The following is a 23,084-nucleotide window of genomic DNA, read 5'->3' as shown; positions in this document are numbered from 1 at the left end:
CAAAACCTGGCGTCCCCAAGGGGATTCGAACCCCTGTACTCACCGTGAAAGGGTGATGTCCTAGGCCTCTAGACGATGGGGACCACGGAACTCCGATACTGCTACCGCACCGCTTCCATCACGAAACCAGACTTCAAGTTTCGCCGCTGGTGGAGGTAAGCGGGATCGAACCGCTGACCTCTTGCATGCCATGCAAGCGCTCTCCCAGCTGAGCTATACCCCCGTTGGTGCAGAAACAAGAGTATAGCAAAGAAGATTCACTCTGCAAATACCCTTTTGCAAGTATCGGGAATAATCAGTATTGCGCCAACCGCGCCAACACCGTTTCACGGCCGAATACCTGGATCACTTGATCGATGGCCGGCGTTTGCAATTGACCGGTCAAGATCAAACGCAAGGGCATGGCCAGCAAAGGCATCTTGATGGTGTTGGCGGCCAGCACTTCCTTGATCATCGCGGCGATCGCGTCCTTGCTCCACTCGACCGTGGCGATGCGCTCGGCGAACTGGGCCAGCACCGGCTTGATCGTCTCCGTCAAATGCTGCGCCAGCAAGGCAGCGTCCGGTTGCGGCGCGCGGAAGAACAGCAGCGACGCCGCGGCCAGTTCGTTGACCGTATTGGCGCGCTCCTTCATCAGGCCCAGCACCAGCGCCAGGTCCGGCGCGCCGTCGAAGACGGCGCCGTCGGCCAGCATCAGCGGACGGGCCAAGTCGGCCAGGCGGCTGTTGTCGGCTTGCTTGATATAGTGATTGTTCAGCCACGCCAGTTTTTCATTGTTGAACTGGGCCGCCGATTTCGACAGGTGGTTCAGGTTGAACCACTCGCAGAACTGGGCGGTCGAAAACACTTCGTCGTCGCCGTGGCTCCAGCCCAGGCGCGCCAGGTAGTTCAGCATCGCTTCCGGCAAGAAGCCCTGCGCCGGATAATCCATCACGCTGACCGCGCCATGGCGCTTCGACAGTTTTTCGCCGTCGGCGCCGAGTATCATCGGCAGGTGGCCGTACAAGGGCAGCGGCGCGCCGATCGCGCGCAGGATATTGATCTGGCGCGGGGTATTGTTGACATGGTCGTCGCCGCGGATCACATGGGTGATTTGCATGTCCCAGTCATCGACCGCGACGCAGAAATTGTAGGTCGGCGTGCCGTCCGGACGCGCGATGACCAGGTCGTCCAGCTCGCGGTTCGAGATCGTGATGGTGCCCTTGACCACGTCATCCCAGGTGACGTCGTCGTCCAGCGGATTCTTGAAACGCACCACCGGCTTGCGGTCGGCGGGAACGGCAGGCAGGGTCTTGCCCGCTTCCGGACGCCAGGTGCCGTCGTAGCGCGGCTTTTCGCCGGCCGCGCGCATGCGCTCGCGCATCGCCTCGACTTCTTCCGGCGACGAATAGCACAGGTAGGCGCTGCCCTGCTCCAGCATCTGCGCCACCACTTCGCGGTAGCGCTCCATGCGCTGCATCTGATAGAACGGGCCTTCGTCGTGGTCCAGGCCGAGCCACTTCATGCCTTCGATGATGGCTTGCACCGCTTCCGGCGTCGAGCGCTCCAGGTCCGTGTCTTCGATGCGCAGCACGAAAGTGCCGCCGAAGTGGCGGGCATAGGCCCAGGAATACAGCGCGGTGCGGGCGCCGCCCAGGTGGAGATAGCCGGTCGGGCTGGGGGCAAAGCGGGTGCGGACAGGAGTGGTCATCGAAATTAACAGAGCCAAAAAGATAAAAACGCCATTTTACTCCGTTGACCGGCGCCGGCATACGCTGAAGGTGTACGGCCTACAGGTCGAGCAAGCGCCGCTGGACGCTGGCCGCATGTTCCTGCAGCGCCTTTTCCAGCAATTCGACCAGTTGCGACAATGGCCGGTGCAAGGGCTTGACGATATTGACGGTGAACGGCAGCGACACCGTAAAACGGCGCATTTGCAGCCCCTGCCCGGCAAAATCGAGCGCCGTCAGCGGATTGACGATGGCCAGGCCGACGCCTTCGCGCACCATCGCGCAGACCGACGCGGCGCTGTGGGTGTCGAGCGCCATGCGCCGCTCGATGCCGGCGCCGCGGAAAATCTCGTCGATTTGCTGGCGGTAGGGATCGACCGCCGCCAGGCTGATAAAGGGCTGGCCGGCGAAATCCCGCGGCGCCAATGCACTCCTGGCCGCCAGCGGATGGCCGTCCGGCAGCACGCACACTTCATCGACCGACATCAGCCGGCTCAGCACCGTGCCGGGCGGCGCGTTATCCACTTCGGTCAGGCCGATATCGTGGCGCTGCGCCGACAGCCACTCTTCCAGCAGCGGCGACTCTTGCGGCGTGATGCTGATGCTCACCTTCGGGAATTGCGCCAGGAAGATCTTGCAGGCCTGCGGCAGCAGCGATTGCGAAAACACCGGCAGGCAGGCGATCGACAACTGGCCCTGGTCGAACTGGCGCAGCGCATCGGCGGTGCTGACGATGCGCTCCAGCCCGAAATAGGCGCGCTGCACCTCCTCAAACAATTGCAGCGCCTGCGCGGTCGGCCGCAAACGGCCATGCACGCGCTCGAACAAGGTCAATTGGGTCAGATATTCCAGCCGCGCCAGCTCGCGGCTGACGGTCGGCTGCGAAGTATGCAGCATCGCCGCGGCGGCCGTCATGCTGCCGGTGGTCATGATGGCGCGGAAAACCTCGATATGGCGCAGGGTGATGGACATAGCCATATCATAAATGAATAGCCTGACCTTAAACAGATATTTTATGTTTGGTCGAGAAACACCGATGATATGGCTATCCGATACATCCACCGCCCGAAAGCATCCATGTCCTCAGTCGCCGACCGCACCCTCGTTCAACTCGCCCAGCAGCACGGCACCCCGTTATGGGTCTACGACGCGGCGCTGATACGCGCGCGCATCGAGCAGCTATCCGCCTTCGACACGGTGCGCTTCGCCCAGAAAGCGTGCTCCAACATCCATTTGCTGACGCTGATGCGCGAAGCCGGCGCCCATGTCGACGCGGTCTCGCTGGGCGAAATCGAACGCGCGCTGCAAGCCGGCTTCACGCCGGAACAGAGCAACGGCGCGGCCGGCCTGGTGTTCACCTGCGATCTGTTCGACCGCGCCACGCTGGCCCGGGTGGTCGAGAAAAAGATCGAAGTCAATTGCGGTTCGATCGACATGCTGTCGCAACTGGGCGCGGTCTCGCCCGGCCACCGGGTCTGGCTGCGCATCAATCCGGGCTTTGGCCACGGCCACAGCAACAAGACCAATACCGGCGGCGAAAACAGCAAGCACGGCATCTGGCACGGCGAACTGCAAACCGCGCTGCAACTGATCCGCGAGCACCGGCTGCACCTGGTCGGCCTGCACATGCACATCGGTTCCGGCGTCGATTACAGCCATCTGGAAACCGTGTGCGGCACGATGGTCGAGCTGGTCAAGGGCATGGGCCACGACTTGGAAGCCATTTCGACCGGCGGCGGCTTGTCGGTGCCGTACCGCGAAGGCGAACAGCCGGTCGATACCGCGCATTATTTCCAGTTGTGGGATGCGGCGCGCCAGCAGATCGAGGTCCACCTCGGCCACCCGGTGCACCTGGAAATCGAACCAGGCCGTTTCCTGGTCGCCGAAGCCGGCTTGCTGGTCGCCGAAGTGCGCGCCACCAAGCAAATGGGCGGCAACCATTTCACTTTGCTCGATACCGGTTTCAACGAATTGATGCGTCCCGCGATGTACGGCAGCTATCATGAAATGAGCCTGATCACGCACGATGGCCGCGCCTTGCCGACGCCGCATGCGACCGTGGTCGGCGGCCCGCTGTGCGAATCCGGCGACGTGTTCACCCAGCGCGACGGCGGCGTGGTCGAAACCCGCTTGCTGCCGCAGGCGCAAGTGGGCGATTACGTGGTCTTCCACGGCGCCGGCGCGTATGGCGCGTCGATGTCGTCGAACTACAATAGCCGGCCGCACGCGGTCGAATACCTGGCCGATGGAAGCAACTCGCGCGTCATCAGGAGGCGCCAGACGGTGGCCGAACTGATCGCGCTGGAACTGGCAGCTTAAGCGAACCTGGCTGCGGCGCCTCATCTGCTAACATCTTGGCAATCAAGATGAAGGTGCCGCATGCTCTACCGCAAATTCCTCCCTGTCCTGCTGGCGCTGCTGCTGGGCGCCTGCGCCTCGCTGCCGCCGCTCGACGGGCGCAATCCATCGAGCGTCATCGGCGGCACGGCCGATACCCCGCTGGGTTTGGCCATAGAACCGATGAGCGCGGCCCATGCCGGACTGTCCGGCATCTATCCGCTGGCCGACGGCCGCGATGCATTCGCGGCGCGCGCCTTGCTGGCCGATGCGGCGCAGCGCAGCCTCGACGTGCAGTACTACATCTGGCACCGGGACTTGACCGGCACGCTGCTGTTCGACGCGCTGCGCAAGGCTGCCGAGCGCGGCGTGCGGGTGCGTTTGCTACTCGACGATAACAACACCTCCGGCCTGGACCAGCTGCTGGCCCTGCTCGACAGCCAGCCGAATATCGAAGTGCGGCTGTTCAATCCGTTCATACCGCGTGCGCCGCGCGCGCTGGCCTTCATCGGCGATTTTTCTCGGCTGAACCGGCGCATGCACAATAAATCCTTCACCGCCGATAACCAGGCCGCCATCGTCGGCGGGCGCAATGTCGGCGATGAATATTTCGGCGCCGCCGGCGACATGATGTTTTCCGACCTCGACGTGCTGGCCGTCGGTGCCGCCGTCGATACCATCTCGCGCGACTTCGACCGCTACTGGAACAGCCAGTCGGCTTATCCGGTCGCGTCCTTGCTGGCGAAAAATGCGCCGCAAGACAGCGCCATGCTCAAGCAGGAAGCGGCCCGGGTCGCCGGCAGTCCGCAAGCGCGCGAGTATATGAAGGCGCTGCGCGAATCGCCGATGGTGGCCAGCATGATGCAGCGCAGCTTGCCGTTCGTATGGGCGCCGGCGCGGCTGGTCAGCGACGACCCGGCCAAGGTGCTGGGCCAGGCCGCGCCCGATAGCAAGGTGGCGCAAAAACTGCAACAATTGCTGGGCCAGCCGGAAACCGAACTGGACCTGGTGTCGCCGTATTTCGTGCCGGGCAAGGAAGCGGAAGCGGCGTTCGAAGCGATGTCGCGCCGCGGCATCCAAGTGCGTATCCTGACCAATGCGCTGGAAGCGACCGATGTGGCGGCGGTGCATGCCGGTTACGCCAAATGGCGCAAGCCGCTGCTGCGCGCCGGCGTGACCTTGTACGAATCGCGGCGCCAGTGGGAAAAAAGCAATGCGCGCGAACGCAGCGGCCCGTTCGGCAGCTCGGCCTCCAGCCTGCACGCCAAGACCTTCGCCGTCGACGGCAAGCGGATCTTTGTCGGCTCCTTCAATTTCGATCCCCGTTCGATCGAATTGAATACCGAAATGGGCCTGGTGATCGACAGCCCGGTATTGGCGCGGCAACTGGCGACGGCGATGCGGCACAGCGTGCCGCTGCGCGCCTACCAGGTGCGCTTGAACGACGATGGATCGCTGTACTGGATCGCCCGCAACGGCGACAGCGAGGTGCGCTACGATACCGAACCAGGCGCCAGCTACTGGAAGCGCCTGGGGGTCGGAATACTATCTTTGCTGCCGATCGACTGGCTGCTCTAGTAAAAATCAGCGCAGGGTTTCGGTCAGCACGCGCCCCTCGGCGGCCGAGGGCGGACGCACGCCCAGCACATGCGCCAGCGTCGGCGCGATATCGACCACTTCCGCATACTGGCTGTAGGCGCCCGGCCTGATCCAGCGCTTGCCCATCACGATCAGCGGCACATTGGTGTCGTAGGCGTACGGCGAACCGTGCGAAGTGCCGCTGTTGCCGGTGCCGAAATACCAGTACGGCCGGGTCACCGCCATCAAGTCGCCGGACAACTGGCGGTTCCATGCGCGGCGCATCAGCGTATCCATGCGGGTGGCCACGGCGCCGCCTTCCATCTGCGTGCGGGTGTACACCTGCGCCAGCCCCGGCTGGTCCATCAGGAAACGGGCCGCCGCATTTTCCAGGTCGTCGCGGCGGATGCCGCTCTTGTCGGCCAGCGCGTAATCGAGGTAAATATTCGGCATCGACCAGGTCGTCACCAGCTTGTCGACCGAGAATTTCGCCGCCAGGTGCTGGTTCAGCGACGCCATCAATTTGTCGCCGTCGAGGCGCTGCGCATCCATGTGCTGGGTTTGCGAAAACTCCGGCGTGTTCGGGAAACCGTGATCGGCGGTCAGCACCACCAGCACATTATCCATGCCGATGCGCTGGTCCAGGTAAGTAAAAAAACCGGCCAGCAAACGGTCCAGGCGCTGCAAATGGTCGTGCGACATCCTGCTTTCGGGGCCGAACGCATGGTTCACATAATCGTGGGCCGACAGGCTGATACCGAGCAAGTCCGGCACGCCGGCCGGATTCTTGCCGAGGTTTTCGCCGGCCACGGCCGCGCGTGCAAAATCCAGCGTCAACTCGTCGAGATGCGGGCCGGTCTTGAGGCGGTTGTAATAATCGGCGTCGAGGTTGCCGCTATCGCTGTAATACGAAAAAGGGAAATCGTTGCGCACGCCGGGCTTGGCCGGATTCAAGTCGGCGCTGGCGTCGTTGGCATAAGCCGAGTCGGCCAGCAGCGGAGTCCAGGTCTTGCCGTAATAACGGTCTTGCGGCTTGCCGGCCTGGTAGCGCCGCACCCACTCCGGATGCGACTGCATATAGTATGTGCTGCTGGCGAAGTTGCCGGTCTTGTCCATATACATGTACGCGGTGCCGGTCTTGCCGCCCAACAAGATCGCGCCGCGGTCCTTGCCGGAAATCGCGATCACCTTGGCGCGCTGGCCGGTGGCGTAGCGCAATTCATCGCCCAAGGTGCTGACGCGCAGCTTGGCCGGCGAGGTGCCGTCGCTCGGCCTGGTTTCTTCGCCGATATAGGTGTAATTGCCGTCTTCGGTGCAATACACCGACTTTTTGGTCTGCGGATCGATCCAGTTATTGCCGATCACGCCATGCTGATACGGATACGCGCCGGTCAATACCGCCGAATGGCCGATCGCGGTAACGGTGATGCCGTGCGCCTGGTGCGCATCGCTGAACCAGGCGCCCTGGTCGAGCAGCCGGCGCAAGCCGCCCTGGCCGAACTGGTCGCGGTAACGCAGCACTTGTTCTTGCGGCAAGCCATCGACGACCAGCACCAGCACCAGCTTCGGCTGGGCGACTGCGGCCGCAGCGCTAGCCGGAGCGGCATGGGCCTGCCAGGCGCCCGCGCTGGACACCAGCAGCAGCGCATGCGCCAAATGTCTGAAAAAAGGGAAATTGCCGGTCATGGTCAGCCTTGTCATCAAGTTAATTTACATCAGCAGCGCGCAGCATACTGAACTTTCATGACAACAGCGTGACAGACTTGACACCGGCGACAGGCCACACACAAAGCAATGATTGCCCGATAATCGTGGCCTGTCCCCGGTCGTGTATCAGTCGTTCTTGACGACGATGGCAGGGAACTTGCTGGTCATGTCCTTGGCTTTTTCGGCCACCTTGACGGCGATCTTGCGGGCGATTTCTTTGTAGATCACGGCCACCGGGCCATCCGGCTCGGACACCACGGTCGGCGTGCCGGAATCGGTTTGCTGGCGGATCGCCATCGTCAGCGGCAAGGCGCCGAGGAATTCGGCGCCGAAATCCGCGCACATTTTCGCGCCGCCGCCGGCGCCGAAGATTTCCTCCGCGTGGCCGCAATTCGAGCAAATGTGGGTGCTCATGTTTTCCACCACGCCGAGAATCGGAATCCCGACTTTCTCGAACATTTTCAAGCCCTTGCGCGCATCCAGCAAGGCGATGTCCTGCGGCGTCGTGACGATCACCGCGCCGGTCACCGGCACTTTTTGCGACAGCGTCAACTGGATGTCGCCGGTACCTGGCGGCATGTCGACGATCAGGTAGTCGAGGTCGCGCCAGTTGGTTTGTTCCAGCAATTGCTGCAGGGCCTGGGTCACCATCGGACCGCGCCAGACCATCGGCTCGTCCGGATCGATCATGAAACCGATCGACGACACTTGCAAACCGTGGTTTTCCATCGGTTCCATGCTTTTGCCGTCCAGCGTTTTCGGCTGGCCGCTAATGCCCAGCATCATCGGCTGCGACGGGCCGTAGATGTCGGCGTCCAGCATGCCGACCGACGCGCCCTCGGCCGCCAGCGCCAGCGCCAGGTTGACGGCGGTGGTCGATTTGCCGACGCCGCCCTTGCCGGATGCCACCGCGATGATGTTTTTCACGTTCGGCATCAGCTTCAAGCCGCGCTGTACCGTGTGCGAAATAATCTTGAAGTACACATTGGTGCCGACCTTGCCGACGCCCGGCAAGGCGTGCAAGGCCGCTTCGACCTTGTCCTTGATCAGCGCAATCTGGCTGCGGGCCGGGTAGCCGAGTTCGATGTCGACTGAAATATTGTTGCCGTCGACCTTCAGATTCTTGACGGATTTCGAGGTAACGAAGTCCTTTGTTGTGTTTGGATCAATAACTTGCGCCAGCGCTGCCTTGACGTCTTCTACTGTGATGCTCATGAAAATCTCCGTGTGTGATACGCCAGTCTAGCGCAAAATCGGCCAGGGCGGCCAAGGGCAAACTGGCCAAAACAGCATTTCCATCTGCGCAGGCGGCCTTTCGGCTGGTAAAATGCCTCTTTATCCATCACAAAAGTGCATCAATCATGACTCGCAAGCTGTTCGTCACTACTGCCCTGCCTTACGCAAACGCCGCTTTCCACATTGGCCACATCATGGAATATATCCAGGCCGATATCTGGGTCCGGTTCCAGCGAATGCAACGCGACGGTGCTGGCCAGCGCGAGGTGCACTTCGTCGGCGCCGACGATACCCACGGCACGCCGATCATGATTGCCGCCGAAAAAGAAGGCATCACGCCGCAGGAATTCGTCGCCAAGATCGCCGCCGGCCGGGCCCAGTACCTGGACGGCTTCCATATCGCCTTCGACAACTGGTATTCGACCGATTCGCCGGAAAATGTTGCCTTGTCGCAAGATATGTACCGCAAGCTGCGCGATACCGGCTTGATCGTCACCAAGACCGTCGACCGTTTCTTCGATCCGGTCAAAGGCATGTTCCTGGCCGACCGCAACATCAAGGGCGAATGCCCGAAATGCGGCACCAAGGACCAGTACGGCGACAATTGCGAAGCGTGCGGCGCGGCCTACCAGCCGACCGACCTGGTCAACCCGTACTCGGTGTTCACCCACGCGACGCCGGTGATGAAGCCGTCGGAACAGTATTTCTTCAAGCTGTCGGACCCGCGCTGCTTCCAGTTCCTCAAGGATTGGCTGAACACGCCGGGACGCTTGCAGCCTGAAATGGTCAACAAGGTCAGCGAATGGCTGGGCGAAGCGGGCGAAAAACTGGCTGACTGGGATATTTCGCGCGATGCGCCGTACTTCGGCATCCCGATCCCTGATGCGCCGGGCAAATTTTTCTACGTCTGGATGGATGCGCCGGTCGGTTACCTGGCCAGCCTGAAAAACTATTGCGATAAAAAAGGCATGGATTTCAATGCCTTGTTGAACGATACGGCGACCGAACAAATCCACTTCATCGGCAAGGATATCGTTTCCTTCCACCTGCTGTTCTGGCCGGCGATGCTGAAATTCGCCGACCATCCGGTGATCGACAAGCTGAAAGTGAACGTGCACGGTTTCCTGACCGTGAACAATGAAAAAATGTCCAAGTCGCGCGGCACCGGCATTTCGCCGCTGCGCTACCTGGACCTGGGCATGAACCCGGAATGGCTGCGTTATTACATCGCCTTCAAATTGAATTCCAAGGTCGAAGACCTGGACTTCAACGGCGACGACTTCGTGGCCCGCGTCAATAGCGACTTGATCGGCAAATACGTCAACATCGCCAGCCGCTGCGCCGGTTTCATCGCCAAGAAATTCGACGGCAAGCTGGCGGCCACCTTGTCCGAAGGCGCGCAAGCGTGGATCAGGCGCGCGCTGACCACCGAAGTCAACGGCGTCGCCGTCGAGCGCCAGGCCAGCATCGCCAGCCATTTCGAAACCCGCGAATACGGCAAGGCGCTGCGTGAAATCATGGAAATCGCCGACATCACCAACCAGTATGTCGATGAAAACAAACCGTGGATACTGGCCAAGGATGCCGACAAAACCGCCGAACTGCACGACGTGTGCACCGCCGCGCTGATCCTGTTCCGCCAGTTGACGATCTTGCTGTCGCCGGTATTGCCTGGCGTGGCAAGCAATGTCGCGTCGTTCCTGAACGATGCGGCACTGAGCTGGGCCGACACCGAAGTGGCCGGCGGCACCGTGTCGAACACCATGCTGGGCCGCAGCATCGGCGCCTACAATCACTTGATGACGCGGGTCGACGCCAAGATGATCGACCAGTTGTTCGACGCGCCGCAAGCGCCAGCCGCGATTGCCGCGCCGGCCGCAACTGATGCCACCGCCGCCGATGCTGCGCCAGCCGCTGGCGCCATCGAAGAACTGGCGCCGGAAATCAAGATCGACGACTTCACCAAGATCGACTTGCGCATTGCCAAGATCGTCAATTGCGAACACGTCGACGGTTCCGACAAGCTGCTGCGCCTGACGCTGGATGTCGGCGAAGGCCGCTTGCGCAACGTGTTCTCCGGTATCAAAGCCGCTTACCAGCCTGAACAACTGGTCGGCAAGCTGACCGTGCTGGTGGCCAACCTGGCGCCGCGCAAGATGAAATTCGGCATCTCCGAAGGCATGGTATTGGCTGCCTCGGCCGCCGATGAACAAGCCAATCCGGGCATTTACATCCTGAACCCGTGGCCGGGCGCCGAACCTGGCATGCGCATCCGTTAAGGCGTCGCCAAGAATTAACCAGACCCCGCGCCATAACCGGCGCGGTAAAATATAGCCTGCTGACCTACCAAGAAGAGAATATGAAACTCACCAATCAATTCCAATTGTACAAATCCGACCACACCAAGTTCATCGAGGAGCTGAAAGCCAAGAATCCCGGTATCGAACAGGGCCAGCGCGAAGGCCGCGCCTTGCTGTGGGACAAGCCGCCAGTCAGCCTGAGCGAGCAGGAGCGCCAGATGGCATCGGCTATCAAGCAGCAAGCCTACGTGTACCAGACCAAGATCTAAGCGATCGTTTTCCATCCTATGTTGCCTGTAGATCCGGCAACCGCGCCGCCAGCCGACCAGGCCGGCGACACGGCAGCCGTCATCGACACAGCCGCCGCATCGGCTACCGCCCCGGCTACCGCCCCGGCTGCCGATGCGGCTGGCGCCGACGCAGCCGCCGCGGCCGATCCGCTCGGCATTGCGCGCCTGTACGGCGAGCCGCTGATGCGCATGCCGACGGATTTGTATATTCCGCCGGATGCGCTGGAAATCTTCCTCGAAGCGTTCGAAGGCCCGCTCGACTTGCTGCTCTACCTGATCCGCAAGCAAAATTTCAATATCCTCGATATTCCGATGGCGCAGGTGACCCTGCAATATCTGAAATACGTCGACCAGATCCGCGTGCGCAACCTGGAACTGGCGGCCGAATACCTGCTGATGGCGGCGATGCTGATCGAGATCAAGTCGCGCATGCTGCTGCCGTCGCGCAAGAGCGATGCCGAGGAAGAAGCCGGCGACCCGCGCGCCGAACTGGTGCGGCGCCTGCTCGAATACGAACAAATCAAGCTGGCCGCCTACGACTTGAATGCGATCCCGCAACTCGAGCGCGATTTCGTGCGGCCCCAAATCTTCATCGAGCAAAGCCTGGTGCAAAGCTGGCCCGACGTCGACCCCAGCGATTTGCAGCAAGCGTGGCTGGATGTGCTGAAACGCGCCAAACTGACCCAGCACCACAAGATCAGCCGCCAGGAACTGTCGGTGCGCGAGCATATGTCGAGCATCCTGCGCCAGTTGCAATCGGCGCGCTTCGTCGAATTCGGCGACTTGTTCGACATCGGCGGCGGCGTGCCCATCGTGGTGGTCAACTTTGTCGCGCTGCTGGAATTGGCCAAGGAAACGCTGATCGAAATCACCCAGGCCGAACCGTTCGCGCCCATTTATGTCAGGCTGGCGTATTCGCCGGCCTGATGCCCCTGTCTACCATTCGACTCACTAACGGTCCATAGGTCCATCGGCCCTTCATCGGGTTCTAGCGAAAGCAAGTTATGAAAATCATCTCCTCCATCGAAGAATTGCGCGACCAACTCAGCGGACAATTGCGTACCGCCTTTGTGCCGACGATGGGCAATCTGCATGAAGGCCACTTGTCGCTGATGCGGCTGGCGCGCAAGCACGGCGACCCGGTGGTCGCGTCGATCTTCGTCAACCGCCTGCAATTCGGGCCGAATGAAGACTTCGACAAATACCCGCGCACCATGCAGGACGATATCGCCAAACTGGAAAAGGAAGGCGTGTATGTACTGTTCGCGCCGACCGAAAAGGATTTGTACCCGGAACCGCAGGAATACCGCGTGCGTCCGCCGGACAACCTGGGCAATACGCTGGAAGGCGAATTCCGCCCGGGCTTTTTCGAAGGCGTGTGCACCGTCGTCACCAAGCTGTTTTCGTGCGTGCAGCCGCGCGTAGCCGTATTCGGCAAGAAGGATTACCAGCAGTTGATGATCATGCGTAATATGTGCCGCCAACTGGCGCTGCCGACCGAAATCATCGCCGCCGAAACCTGGCGCGCCGACGACGGCCTGGCGCTGTCGTCGCGCAATATGTATCTGTCGGCCAACGAACGGGCCGAAGCGCCGCGCCTGTACCAGAGCCTGAGCCTGGTCGCCGAACAGATCCGCGCCGGCCAGACCGATGTGCCGGAACTGGAACAAGCGGCGATGCGGACGCTGGGCCGGCACGGCTGGCAGCCGGACTATATTTCGGTGCGCAAGCGTATCGACTTGCAAGCGCCTTCCGGCGACGACCTGGCCAAGGGCGAACCGCTGGTGGTGCTGGCCGCCGCCAAGCTGGGACAAACCCGCTTGATCGACAATCTGGAAATTTGATGTAACAGCATCGATTCAAACAAAACGGCGCGCCCTGACCCGGCGCGCCGTTTTGTTTTCAGCGAATAATTTTCAACGATTGTTGTCGTTGATTGAATAGTCAAGCCAAAAAACATGATCAATTAAACATCATCATTCCCCTATACTGGCGACGATTACATCATCAGCAGAGGCGAACCATGATCACGCTCACCATCAACGGCAAGACTGAAACCGTCGAGGCCACCGGCGACAAGCCCTTATTGTGGGTCTTGCGCGACGATTTGCACCTGACCGGCACCAAATACAGCTGCGGCGCGGCGCTGTGCGGCGCCTGCACCGTGCATGTCGACGGCAACCCGACACGCGCCTGCGTGACGCCGGCCAGCGCGCTGAAAGACAGCCGCATCACCACCATCGAAGCCATCGGCGACACGCCGCTCGGCAAAAAAGTCCAGCAAATGTGGGTCGAGCTGAACGTGCCGCAATGCGGTTATTGCCAGTCGGGCCAGGTGATGGCCGCCGTCGCCCTGCTGGCCAGCAATCCCAGGCCGAGCGACAAGGATATCGACGACGCCATGTCCGGCAATATCTGCCGCTGTGGCATGTACCCGCGCATCAAGGCGGCAATCCGCAAACTGAGCGCCTGAGCGCAGAGAAAGCGAGCACACCATGAGCACCACCATCGATTTGAAACGCCGCGGCTTCCTCAACATTACGGCCGCGCTGGGCGGCGGCTTGCTGGCCGGCTGGTATATGCCGGGCATCATGCGCGGCGCGCAGGCGGCCCAGGCGGACGCGGCGATGCAGCCGAATGCGTTTGTGCGCATCACGCCCGACAACTGGATCACCGTCATCGTCGGCCATACTGAAATGGGTCAGGGCGTATCGACCGTGCTGCCGATGCTGGTGGCCGAAGAACTGGACGCCGACTGGCGCCGGGTGCGCTGGGAACAGGCGCCGACCGCGCCCGCCTATGCCCATCCGATCCTGCACACCCAGCTGACCGGCGGCAGCCTCACTACCATGGCGCAGTATGAACCGCAGCGCAAGGCCGGCGCGGCGGTGCGCGCGGTGTTGCTGGCCGCGGCCGCCAAACGCTGGGCGGTCGATCCGGCAAGCCTGCGCACCGACACCGGCAAGGTGATCCACCAGGCCAGCGGCCGCAGCGCCAGCTATGGCGAATTGGCCGGCGAGGCGGCCGGCATCGCCGCGCCGCAACAAGTGACACTAAAAGACCCGAAGGATTTCAAGATCATCGGCAAGGGACTGCGACGGCTGGACAATGCCGGCAAGACCAACGGCAGCGCCAGGTTCGGCATGGACGTGTACCTCCCCGGCATGCTGACGGCGCTGATCGCCCGCTCGCCGGTGTTCGCCGGCAAGCTGCGCAGCTATGACGACAGCAAGGCCAGGGCCGTCGCGGGGGTGGTCGGCGTGTATCAGGTGCCGGCCGGCGTGGCAGTGGTGGCGAAAGACTTCTGGTCCGCCAAGCTGGGCCGCGACGCGCTGGTGCTGGACTGGGACCCGGTGGCCGGCGAACGCCTGACGTCGGGCGACCAGCAGATCGTATATCAGCAATTGATGACGCAGCCGGGCCTGGTGGCGCGCAGCGACGGCGACGTGGCGGCGGCGCAAAAAACCGCGCAGCGCAGCATCAGCGCCGATTACGCCTTCCCTTACCTGACCCACGCGACGATGGAACCGCTGCATGCGGTGATCGACTTCCGCGGCGACAGCGCCGAAGTCTGGCTCGGCACGCAATGGCCGGCCGGCGACCAGCAGGCGGCGGCCGCCATCCTCGGCTTGAAGCCGGAACAGGTCAAGCTGAACAGCATGCTGACCGGCGGCGGTTTCGGCCGCCGGTCGACGCTGGGTTTCGATATCGTCAGCGATGCGGCGCATGTCGCCAAGGCCGTGCGTAAGCCAGTCAAGGTGATCTGGACCCGCGACCAGGATATCAAGGGCGGATATTATCGTCCCGCCGCGCACAGCCGCATCTCGGCCACGCTGGACGCGGCCGGCAATGTCACGTCGTGGTCGAACCGGATCGCGGTGCAATCGATCGCCGGCAATACGGTGATGGAAAAATTCATCGTCAAGGACGGCATCGATTCGCTGTCGGTCGAAGGCGCGGCCGACATGCCGTACGCGATACCGAACGTGCTGGTCGACCTGCACACCACCCATTACCAGGTGCCGGTGCTGTGGATGCGTTCGGTCGGCCATTCCTTCAACGCCTTTGCGGTGGAAACCTTCATCGATGAACTGGCGACGGCCGCCGGCCAGGACCCGTACCAGTTCCGCCGCGCGCTGCTGAAGGACAAGCCGCGCCATCTCGGCGTGCTGGACGCGGTGGCCAAGGCCGCCAACTGGTCCGCAAAACCGGCGCCGGGTCTGCAGCGCGGCATCGTGGTGCACGATTCCTACGGCACGTATGTCGCGCTGGTGCTGGAAGCGAGCATAGCAAAAAACAAGGAATTGACGATACACCGGGTGGTGTGCGCGGTCGATTGCGGCGTCGCCATCAATGCCGACCTGGTCACGGCGCAAGTCGAATCGAGCGTGGTATTCGGCCTGACGTCGGCGCTGTTCGGCGAAATCACGCTGAACAAGGGCGTGGTCCAGCAAAACAATTTCGACGATTATCCGCTGCTGCGCATGTACCAGACGCCGCGCATCGAAACGGTGCTGGTGCCAAGCGCCGAACATCCGGGCGGCGTCGGCGAGCCGATCGTGCCATGCATCGCACCGGCGCTGGCCAACGCGATCTTTGCCGCGACCGGCGAACGGGTGCGTTCGCTGCCGTTGAAAAACCATGCGTGGCAAATCGCCTGAGGGGAAGCATATGAACCATCACACCCTCCGCCACGCTCTGTGCGTCCTGCTGCTTGCGCTGGGCTGGCCGGCGCTGGCGCAGCAGCAGCCAGCCCCGGCCCCGACCGGCCAGCAACTGTTCGAACCGATCGCCAGCGTGCTGCAAGGACCGCGCTGCATCAATTGCCACATGGTGCAGGCGCCGCACCAGAAAGACATCATGATCACGCACGCCCAGCAAGTGGTGCGCGGCAAGGATGGCCATGGCGCGGCCACGCTGCAATGCGCGGCCTGCCATCAAGTGCGCAATACGGCCGACGGCAAGGTGCCGGGTGCGCCGAACTGGCATCTGGCGCCGATCAGCATGGCGTGGGAAGGCTTGACCAAGGCCAAGCTGTGCCAGTCCATCAAGGATCCGGGCAAGAACGGCGGCCGCAAAACCATGGATGAAGTGATCGAGCACATGAAAACCGATCCGCTGGTCTTGTGGGCCTGGAATCCGGGCGCCGGCCGCAGCACGCCGGTATTGCCGCACGATGCATTCGTGCAAAAACTGCAAGCGTGGGCGGCGGCAGGCGGGCCATGTCCCGGCGATCCGCTACCGGCAGCAATACCGGCAACCGCCAAGGCGCAGTAAATCGGACCGGAGCGTATCCCCGGTATTTATTTGATCTTGCTGAGGGTGATGGCAATCTCGGCTTGCGTGAAGAACAGCGTGTCGTCATGCAAGTCCAGCAATTTCTTGAAGGTATCGACATCAAGCACGATATCGCTATTCCAGGTGCTGAGCTTGTATTTCGGCTGGATCTTCATCTTGTCCAGCAGCACCGCGACGCGGTCCTTGTCGAATACTTGCAAGGTGATTTCCGTTGCGCTGGCGGCGGCAACTTTCACCGCGACCGAGCTGGGCGGATTCTTGCTGTTTTCAATCACCACATAATCGCTGTCGCCGTAATGATGCAGCGTGGCCCGGGTGCTCTTGTGGGTGCCTTCCTGCCACGACAAGGTCATGCTGTCGCCGGCCGCCTTCACATTGATCAGCTTGTCTTCCACGCCCTGCGCCTGCAAGCGCCACAAACCGGTAAACGACGCGGGAATCGCCATCTTCGGACCGGCGCCCTGCTCGACAAACACGCCGCAAGCGGACAAGGCACAGGCGCACGCGACCATCGACAGCGCGCGGGCGAAAAAAGAGTACGGCATAACGACTTTCGGGAAAATAAGAGTCCGGCATGATACAGGCAGCTTGCTGCAAAGTGCCACGCTTTTGCCGATCTTGCTATCCGTTTGCTATCCGTATGCTATGCTGCTTATATTGGGCGTGACTTAGCAGAGGTAAATATGGCTTCTTTTTCTTATAATTTCAGTGCTGATGATGTCAAGCGCATCAACAATACCTTGATCGCCGAAAACTCGAAGAAAATTGACGCCGCAGCACCTCCAGGCAAACCTAAAGTTTGGGTCGATATTACACCGCCAAAGTTTACGGCAAAAGATATTCAAATGGCATTCGCCACCGCACGCAAAAAAATGATCGATGGTGAGTAAATGCCCGCTCAGCACGTTTATACGGAGCTGGTCAGAGGCCCCGACGATGTTGTTGGGGCTTTGGCTTATTCGCTGTACAAGCAGACCAAAGTCGACTGGTTGACCGCGCATAAAGCCCATCACTCAGGGGCCGACCCCAGCCCCGAACAAGAAAAGATTTTTTATGCGCAAAATGTACTGCCGGTTGCGCTGCAAGGGTATCGGGATCGCGCAGAAATGCTGGCGGCGTCTTTTCTTGAGACCGCCATACGCGCAAAAATTAATGAGCTGGCACTGGACATTTCTCAATCCACTCTATCAACCAAGTTCGATTTGACGCATCAGGGAGTGGCCACCGAACTTAAATCTCTGCGCCAACAAATTGAAGCAAAACGCGGCGTTCTCGGTTGGTTGGCAGACGCTGGCGCATCCTTCCTGGTCAATGTTCTGGTGATTGTGTTCATTGGCCTGATTGCAATCGGATATAAAAATTCCGCAACCATCACCTCCTGGGTAGAGAAAAAATCACAGGTCAATACAGCGCAGCCGACAGCCCCGCAAAAAAACGAAGATCATCGGCAACCGGACTCACTCAGCCAATAATCAGGCCGCCACATCCTGCGCCCACGCCAGCGCGGACAGATGGGCCTGGTTCACTTGCAGCGGACTCAGTCCCAGCGATGCGGCCAGCGACGATACCAGCGTGGAATTGAGTTCACACGCTTCGGCCAGCGCCAGGTAGGGGCCGTACAGGCCGTCACGGGTCAGCAGCGCTTGCACCACGTCTTCCGGCAATTGCACGGTATCGAGCACTTGTTGCATGGACATGCCGAGCAAGCGGTCCAGCAATGAAAACATGCCGGCCACGAACAGGTTTTCAGCGGCGCCCTTGCCCAGCGCGGCCAGCCCCAGCAATTCCGCCAGGCGGCCGCGCACCACCGCCGTTTCCAGCAGCACCGGCGAATAACCGCTGCTGCTGGCGGTCGCCAGCAGCAAGGTCAGCCAGCGGTACAGCGGCGCGTAACCGAGCAGGGTCAGCGCCTGGCGCAACGATTGCACTTCGCGGCCCATGCCGAAGGCGGCCGAATTGATGAAGCGCAGTAATTTATACGATAGCGCGGCATCGCGCTTCAACACATCTTCCAGCAGCTTGACGTCGGCGTTCTGGCGCACCAGCTGCATCAGTTGCAAGATCACGGTCTGGGCCGGGTTCATGCCGGTCACCGGTTCGCCGGGACGCGGGGTCAGGTGCAGCTTGCCGACAAACGCATCCAGGCCCAGCGCGGCGCAGGCGTCGAAATCGGCCCAGGTCGACAGCGGGCGGCCGACCATGCGCACCGCCGATTGCTTCAGCGCCGCATACATGCGCGCCTGCGCGGCCACGTCCTCGCCGGAAAAGCGCACTTCGACCCACGAGGCGATGGCCGGCAAGTTCTTGTTCAGCCAGGCCGGTTCGGCGTCGCGCAGCGCAATGCCGACGCCGCCGGCGCGCAAGCCCTGCACCGCGGCCAGCGTATCGGGATGATGCAAATCCTTGCCGCGGATGGTCAGCACGGTGTAGTGCGGCGGCATCGCGAACAGCGCGTCGGTCGACAGCATGGCCGGCACCGCGTCGAGGAACAGCAGCTTGTCGCGCAACAGCCAGTCGCCATCGTCGTTATTGAATTGTTCGGCGACAAAGCCGATCAGCGCTTCCAGGTCGTCGTCGGTGAGCGCACGCTGGTCGTGATGCTGCCACGACAGTTCGTAGCCCAGCACCCGCTGTCCGGGATCGAGCAGCGGTTCACGAACGATGAAGTTGGTATGGTGCATGGTGGCGGTGTGAAGCGCCGGCGTGGCCGGCGGGCGGAATCGCGTCCGGCTTAAAATCCTAGGCTGTCGAGCAAATCGTCGACCTGGCCCTGGTCCGACACCACGTCGGGCGCGGTCGGATTGATTTGCGGGCCGTTCAGCAAGCCGTTGTCGAGCTCGCGGCGCATTTCGGCAGGCGCAAAATCGACCAGCATTTGCACCAGCTGCTGTTCCAGGTTTTGCGCGATCGACGTGACTTTCTTGATCACCTGCCCCGTCAAGTCCTGGAAGTCCTGGGCCATCATGATTTCCATCAAATGGGCCTTCGTGGCGCTGGTGTTGACGCTGGTGTCCGCCAGCGTGGCCACGGTGTGCGCCGCCAGTGTCCGCCATTGCTGTTCGCTGGCGCCGCCATCGATCAAGCCTTGCCACGAGGCCGACAACTCTTTGGCGTTGGCGTTGATGGTATCCTGCATCGGACCGGCCGCATCGGTAGCGTTGAGCACTTTCTGCGCGGCCTGTTCGCTCATGCGCGCCACGTAATCGAGGCGGTCGCGCACGTCGGGAATCTCGGACGCGGCTTTTTCGATCAGCTTGTCGAGACCGAGGCCGCGCAGGCTGTCGTGCAGCGCGCGCGTCATCTGGCCGATGCGGCGCAAGAACTCTTCGTTCGTGCCGGCGTCCGCGCCGTCGACCATCACCGCCCGGCCAGTCTCAATCTCGCTCATCCTTACGCTCCGGCTTTTTCGAGTTTTTCGAAAATCTTGTTGAGCTTTTCATCCAGCGTGGCGGCGGTGAACGGTTTCACCACATAACCGCTGGCGCCGGCCTGGGCCGCGGCGATGATGTTTTCCTTCTTCGCTTCAGCAGTCACCATCAGCACCGGCAACTTGGCCAGCGCCGGGTCGGCGCGGATGTGCTGCAGCATGGTCAGGCCATCCATATTCGGCATGTTCCAGTCCGACACCACGAAGTCGAAGGATTCGGCGCGCAATTTCGCCAAGCCCATGACGCCGTCTTCCGCCTCGTCCACGTTGGCGTAACCCAGTTCTTTTAACAAGTTCCGGACGATGCGGCGCATCGTCGAAAAATCGTCAACGACTAAAAATTTCATCTTTGGATCAGCCATGAATTACTCCGTTGTTTCTCTAGCGGTTTATTAATAATGTCGACACGCATGCGCCGATTCAGGCGACACGACGGCAGCAAGTTGTAGGATAGCATTTTAGTTGCTTTTAGGCGAACAAAGTCGCCCAAAAGTAACGTTAAACGTGGTTAATGGCGCCTGGAGACGCCCTTAGACGCGCAAAGCGCGCATCCCGTGCGCCGCGAGGTAGCCCAGCACCATGCCGGGCAGCGCGGTCAGTGCGCCGACCTCATGCGTGGCGCCGACGGCGATCGCTTCGCGCGGCATGCCAAACACCACGCAACTGGCTTCGTCCTGGGCAAAATTATACGCCCCCGCGTTCTTCATCTCCAGCATGCCGGCCGCGCCGTCCTTGCCCATGCCGGTCAGGATCACGCCGACCGCATTCTTGCCAGCGTACTGGGCGGCCGAACGGAACAGCACGTCGACCGACGGCCGGTGCCGGTTGACCGGTTCGCCCTGGTCGATCCTGGTCATGTAGTTGGCGCCGCTGCGCGTCAGCGTCAGGTGCGAGTGGCCGGGCGCGATATAGGCGTGGCCCGGCAACACCCGTTCGCCGCCGGCCGCTTCCTGCACCGAAATCTTGCACAGCGAATCGAGACGGCGCGCGAACGAGCGCGTAAAACCTTCCGGCATGTGCTGGGTGATCAGGATGCCCGGACAATCGGACGGCATCTGCATCAGGAATTCGCGGATCGCCTCGGTGCCGCCGGTCGACGCGCCGACGATGATCAGCTTTTCGCTCGACGTCAGCGGATTGCGCAGCGCCGGCAACGGCGCGGCATGGTCGCCGCCGGCGCCGGCGGCCGGCAGGCTGCGCGCGCGGATGCGCGCCTTCGACGCGGCGCGGATTTTCTCGGCGATCATGTCGGTGTATTCGCGCATGCCGCTCTGGATCGAAATCTTCGGCTTGGTGACGAAGTCGACCGCGCCCAGTTCCAGCGCGCGCATGGTGATTTCGGAACCGCGCTCGGTCAGCGACGACACCATCAATACCGGCATCGGCCGCAAGCGCATCAGCTTTTCGAGGAAGTCGAGGCCGTCCATCTTCGGCATCTCGACGTCCAGCGTCAGCACGTCCGGGTTATGCTGCTTGATCAATTCGCGCGCCACCAGCGGGTCCGGCGCGGTGGCCACCACTTCCATGTCCGGCTGGCTGTTGACGATCTCGCTCATGACGCTGCGGATCAGCGCCGAATCATCCACGATCAGTACCTTGATCTTCATGCTCTTCCACTTTCAGTTCGTTAATGGCAGCTCGCGACGGTTTTGCGAGGTGCGGTCAAAACAGTTCGATCTCGCCGCCGACCGGTTGCACCTTGAGTCGGCTGGCGTAGTCGAGCTCGCGTTTTACCAGCGTGTCGTTATGGGTTTGCATCAATTTCTTGACCAGCACCTTGCCGCTGCGCGGAAAGAAATAGACCTTGCGCGGGTGGATATCGTTCAAGTCTTCCGCCACCACCCGCATCTTTTCCGCCTTCAGGTAATTGATGACGAAGGCCGCGTTGCGTTCACCGACGTTGATCGCGGTAAAGCCGCGCAGCACCGCGCCGCCGCCGAACACCTTCGCTTCCAGGTTTTCGCGGCGCGCGCCGGCCTTCAACAGATCGTTGATCAGCACTTCCATCGCGTAGGTGCCGTAGCGCATCGACGCCGACACCGGGCTGTTGCTGTCGCTGGCGCCATCGGGCAGCATGAAATGGTTCATGCCGCCCAGGCCGCTGACCTTGTCGCGGATGCAGGCCGACACGCACGAGCCGAGCACGGTGACGATCAGCATGTCCTTGTTGGTGAAGTAATATTCACCGGGCAAGATCTTGGCCGCATCGCAGTTGAATGTGCGGTCGTAATAAACGTTGGTGGCGAACTGCTCTTTGGGTTCCAGGCTCATCATCTATTCTCACCTCGCTGTAACGGTGCCTTGTGAGCGGCGCCGCGCTGCTGATCCAGCTCGTACACCGTCTTGCCGCGCAACTTCAATGATTCCGATACATAGAGAAAGTTTTCCGAATGGCCGGCAAACAGCAGCGCATCCGGCTTCATCAGCGGCACAAAGCGGGCCAGTATTTTACGCTGTGTTGCCTTATCGAAATAAATCATCACGTTGCGACAGAAAATCACGTCGAACTGGCCCGATACCGGCCAACTGTCGGCCAGCAGATTGAGCGGCTTGAAGGTGATCATCTGACGCAGTTCCGGGCGCACCCGCACCATGCCTTCGCGCTCGCCCCTGCCGCGCAGGAAAAAGCGCCGCACGCGGTCGGCCGGCATCTTGTCGAGCCGGTCCAGCGCGTAGACGCCATTGGCGGCGGTGGCCAGCACGTTGGTGTCGATGTCGGTGGCGATGATGGTCACCGGCGGCGTCAGCGTATTGAACGCCTCGCACACCGTCATGGCGATCGAATACGGTTCTTCGCCGGTCGAACTGGCCGAGCACCAGATGGTGATCGGGCCGCTCAGTTTCTTGACATGCTCGGCCAGCAGCGGAAAATGATGCGCCTCGCGGAAAAACGAGGTCAGGTTGGTGGTCAGCGCATTGGTGAACGCTTCCCATTCTTCCCCCAGGCGGCCCGCTTCCAGGCCGTCCAGGTAATTGACGAACGAAGCAATCCCGGTCGCGCGCAGGCGCCGCGCCAGCCGGCTGTACACCATTTCATGTTTGCTGTCGGCCAGCGCGATCCCGGCGCGCTTGTAAATCATGGCGCGGACCCGTTCGAAATCCTTGCTCGTGAAATCAAACTCTTTAACGGTATCCGTTTTATTTTGCGACATTCTTAACCTCTTATCTGACTACCACAATAATCTCTGTCGCGCCGCGCCCG

At 61.4% G+C, this 23,084-nt stretch carries 22 protein-coding genes and 2 tRNA genes; 11 read left to right on the top strand and 13 right to left on the bottom strand.

Annotated elements, in window-relative coordinates:
- Positions 1–7: 7 nt before the first annotated feature.
- The 4 genes from GJA_RS07190 to GJA_RS07175 all read right to left on the bottom strand — a co-directional run bounded on the left by GJA_RS07190 (position 8) and on the right by GJA_RS07175 (position 2,681).
- Positions 8–83 (bottom strand) — tRNA-Glu (locus tag GJA_RS07190).
- Between the two features lie 64 nt (positions 84–147).
- Positions 148–223, bottom strand: a tRNA-Ala gene (locus GJA_RS07185).
- 72 nt (positions 224–295) lie between these two features.
- Entirely contained in the window at positions 296–1,690 is a 1,395-nt protein-coding gene (gene gltX, locus GJA_RS07180; protein ID WP_038490449.1) for a glutamate--tRNA ligase, read from the bottom strand.
- A 79-nt stretch (positions 1,691–1,769) separates the two neighbouring features.
- Complete coding sequence (locus GJA_RS07175) at positions 1,770–2,681, bottom strand: LysR family transcriptional regulator (protein WP_038490446.1); 912 nt, start codon at positions 2,679–2,681, stop codon at positions 1,770–1,772.
- A 105-nt stretch (positions 2,682–2,786) separates the two neighbouring features.
- Here GJA_RS07175 and lysA point away from each other — a divergent pair, with 105 nt between their 5' ends.
- Together lysA and GJA_RS07165 are read left to right on the top strand one after the other, a co-directional pair.
- Positions 2,787–4,028, top strand: a complete 1,242-nt coding sequence (lysA, locus tag GJA_RS07170; protein ID WP_038490443.1) for a diaminopimelate decarboxylase — start codon at positions 2,787–2,789, stop codon at positions 4,026–4,028.
- 60 nt (positions 4,029–4,088) lie between these two features.
- Positions 4,089–5,624: a phospholipase D family protein gene (locus tag GJA_RS07165; RefSeq protein WP_038490439.1), complete on the top strand. Its 1,536-nt coding sequence runs from the start codon at positions 4,089–4,091 to the stop codon at positions 5,622–5,624.
- 6 nt (positions 5,625–5,630) lie between these two features.
- On the opposite strand, the gene GJA_RS07160 is transcribed toward GJA_RS07165, so the two are convergent.
- Both GJA_RS07160 and apbC read right to left on the bottom strand, forming a co-directional pair.
- Positions 5,631–7,310 carry an alkaline phosphatase family protein gene (locus GJA_RS07160; protein ID WP_051780401.1) on the bottom strand — a complete coding sequence of 560 codons (1,680 nt, stop codon included), beginning with the start codon at positions 7,308–7,310 and terminating at the stop codon, positions 5,631–5,633.
- A gap of 147 nt (positions 7,311–7,457) precedes the next feature.
- Positions 7,458–8,546 (bottom strand): iron-sulfur cluster carrier protein ApbC, encoded by a 1,089-nt coding sequence (apbC, locus tag GJA_RS07155; protein WP_038490436.1) that lies wholly within the window; start codon positions 8,544–8,546, stop codon positions 7,458–7,460.
- A 146-nt stretch (positions 8,547–8,692) separates the two neighbouring features.
- Between apbC and metG the strand changes: the two genes are divergently transcribed.
- The 7 genes from metG (at position 8,693) to GJA_RS07120 (ending at position 16,434) form a co-directional block, all read left to right on the top strand.
- A complete protein-coding gene (gene metG / locus GJA_RS07150) occupies positions 8,693–10,846 on the top strand; it encodes a methionine--tRNA ligase (RefSeq protein ID WP_038490433.1) in 2,154 nt (717 codons plus the stop codon).
- Between the two features lie 80 nt (positions 10,847–10,926).
- Positions 10,927–11,136, top strand: a complete 210-nt coding sequence (locus GJA_RS07145; RefSeq protein ID WP_038490430.1) for a DUF3460 family protein — start codon at positions 10,927–10,929, stop codon at positions 11,134–11,136.
- An 18-nt stretch (positions 11,137–11,154) separates the two neighbouring features.
- Complete coding sequence (locus tag GJA_RS07140; RefSeq protein WP_038490427.1) at positions 11,155–12,084, top strand: segregation and condensation protein A; 930 nt, start codon at positions 11,155–11,157, stop codon at positions 12,082–12,084.
- A 77-nt stretch (positions 12,085–12,161) separates the two neighbouring features.
- Positions 12,162–13,001, top strand: a complete 840-nt coding sequence (gene panC / locus GJA_RS07135) for a pantoate--beta-alanine ligase (RefSeq protein WP_038490423.1) — start codon at positions 12,162–12,164, stop codon at positions 12,999–13,001.
- A gap of 179 nt (positions 13,002–13,180) precedes the next feature.
- Complete coding sequence (locus GJA_RS07130) at positions 13,181–13,630, top strand: (2Fe-2S)-binding protein (protein ID WP_038490420.1); 450 nt, start codon at positions 13,181–13,183, stop codon at positions 13,628–13,630.
- Between the two features lie 22 nt (positions 13,631–13,652).
- Positions 13,653–15,818 (top strand): xanthine dehydrogenase family protein molybdopterin-binding subunit, encoded by a 2,166-nt coding sequence (locus GJA_RS07125; RefSeq protein ID WP_038490417.1) that lies wholly within the window; start codon positions 13,653–13,655, stop codon positions 15,816–15,818.
- Positions 15,819–15,828: 10 nt separating this feature from the next.
- Positions 15,829–16,434: a hypothetical protein gene (locus GJA_RS07120; protein ID WP_051780399.1), complete on the top strand. Its 606-nt coding sequence runs from the start codon at positions 15,829–15,831 to the stop codon at positions 16,432–16,434.
- Between the two features lie 26 nt (positions 16,435–16,460).
- On the opposite strand, the gene GJA_RS07115 is transcribed toward GJA_RS07120, so the two are convergent.
- Positions 16,461–17,000 carry a hypothetical protein gene (locus GJA_RS07115; RefSeq protein WP_038490414.1) on the bottom strand — a complete coding sequence of 180 codons (540 nt, stop codon included), beginning with the start codon at positions 16,998–17,000 and terminating at the stop codon, positions 16,461–16,463.
- Between the two features lie 138 nt (positions 17,001–17,138).
- Between GJA_RS07115 and GJA_RS07110 the strand changes: the two genes are divergently transcribed.
- Together GJA_RS07110 and GJA_RS07105 are read left to right on the top strand one after the other, a co-directional pair.
- Complete coding sequence (locus GJA_RS07110) at positions 17,139–17,345, top strand: hypothetical protein (protein WP_038490412.1); 207 nt, start codon at positions 17,139–17,141, stop codon at positions 17,343–17,345.
- A complete protein-coding gene (locus GJA_RS07105; protein ID WP_038490409.1) occupies positions 17,346–17,927 on the top strand; it encodes a hypothetical protein in 582 nt (193 codons plus the stop codon).
- Here the strand turns inward: GJA_RS07105 and GJA_RS07100 are convergent, their stop codons facing one another.
- The 6 genes from GJA_RS07100 to GJA_RS07075 all read right to left on the bottom strand — a co-directional run bounded on the left by GJA_RS07100 (position 17,928) and on the right by GJA_RS07075 (position 23,034).
- Entirely contained in the window at positions 17,928–19,136 is a 1,209-nt protein-coding gene (locus GJA_RS07100) for an EAL and HDOD domain-containing protein (protein WP_038490405.1), read from the bottom strand.
- 50 nt (positions 19,137–19,186) lie between these two features.
- Positions 19,187–19,843, bottom strand: coding sequence for a protein phosphatase CheZ (cheZ, locus tag GJA_RS07095; RefSeq protein WP_038490402.1), 657 nt, complete (start codon positions 19,841–19,843; stop codon positions 19,187–19,189).
- Between the two features lie 2 nt (positions 19,844–19,845).
- Entirely contained in the window at positions 19,846–20,244 is a 399-nt protein-coding gene (gene cheY / locus GJA_RS07090) for a chemotaxis response regulator CheY (RefSeq protein ID WP_026132837.1), read from the bottom strand.
- A 168-nt stretch (positions 20,245–20,412) separates the two neighbouring features.
- Positions 20,413–21,489 carry a protein-glutamate methylesterase/protein-glutamine glutaminase gene (locus tag GJA_RS07085; RefSeq protein ID WP_038490395.1) on the bottom strand — a complete coding sequence of 359 codons (1,077 nt, stop codon included), beginning with the start codon at positions 21,487–21,489 and terminating at the stop codon, positions 20,413–20,415.
- Between the two features lie 55 nt (positions 21,490–21,544).
- Positions 21,545–22,153: a chemoreceptor glutamine deamidase CheD gene (gene cheD, locus GJA_RS07080; protein WP_038490393.1), complete on the bottom strand. Its 609-nt coding sequence runs from the start codon at positions 22,151–22,153 to the stop codon at positions 21,545–21,547.
- Positions 22,153–23,034: a CheR family methyltransferase gene (locus GJA_RS07075; RefSeq protein ID WP_038490390.1), complete on the bottom strand. Its 882-nt coding sequence runs from the start codon at positions 23,032–23,034 to the stop codon at positions 22,153–22,155. Before GJA_RS07075 ends, cheD begins: the two co-directional genes overlap by 1 nt.
- Positions 23,035–23,084 lie beyond the last annotated feature (50 nt).

The sequence above is a fragment of the Janthinobacterium agaricidamnosum NBRC 102515 = DSM 9628 genome, from assembly GCF_000723165.1.
GTDB classification, from domain to species: domain Bacteria; phylum Pseudomonadota; class Gammaproteobacteria; order Burkholderiales; family Burkholderiaceae_D; genus Janthinobacterium; species Janthinobacterium agaricidamnosum.
The sequence above is the reverse complement of the archived record's forward strand: the minus strand, read 5'-3'. Positions and strand labels throughout refer to the sequence as shown.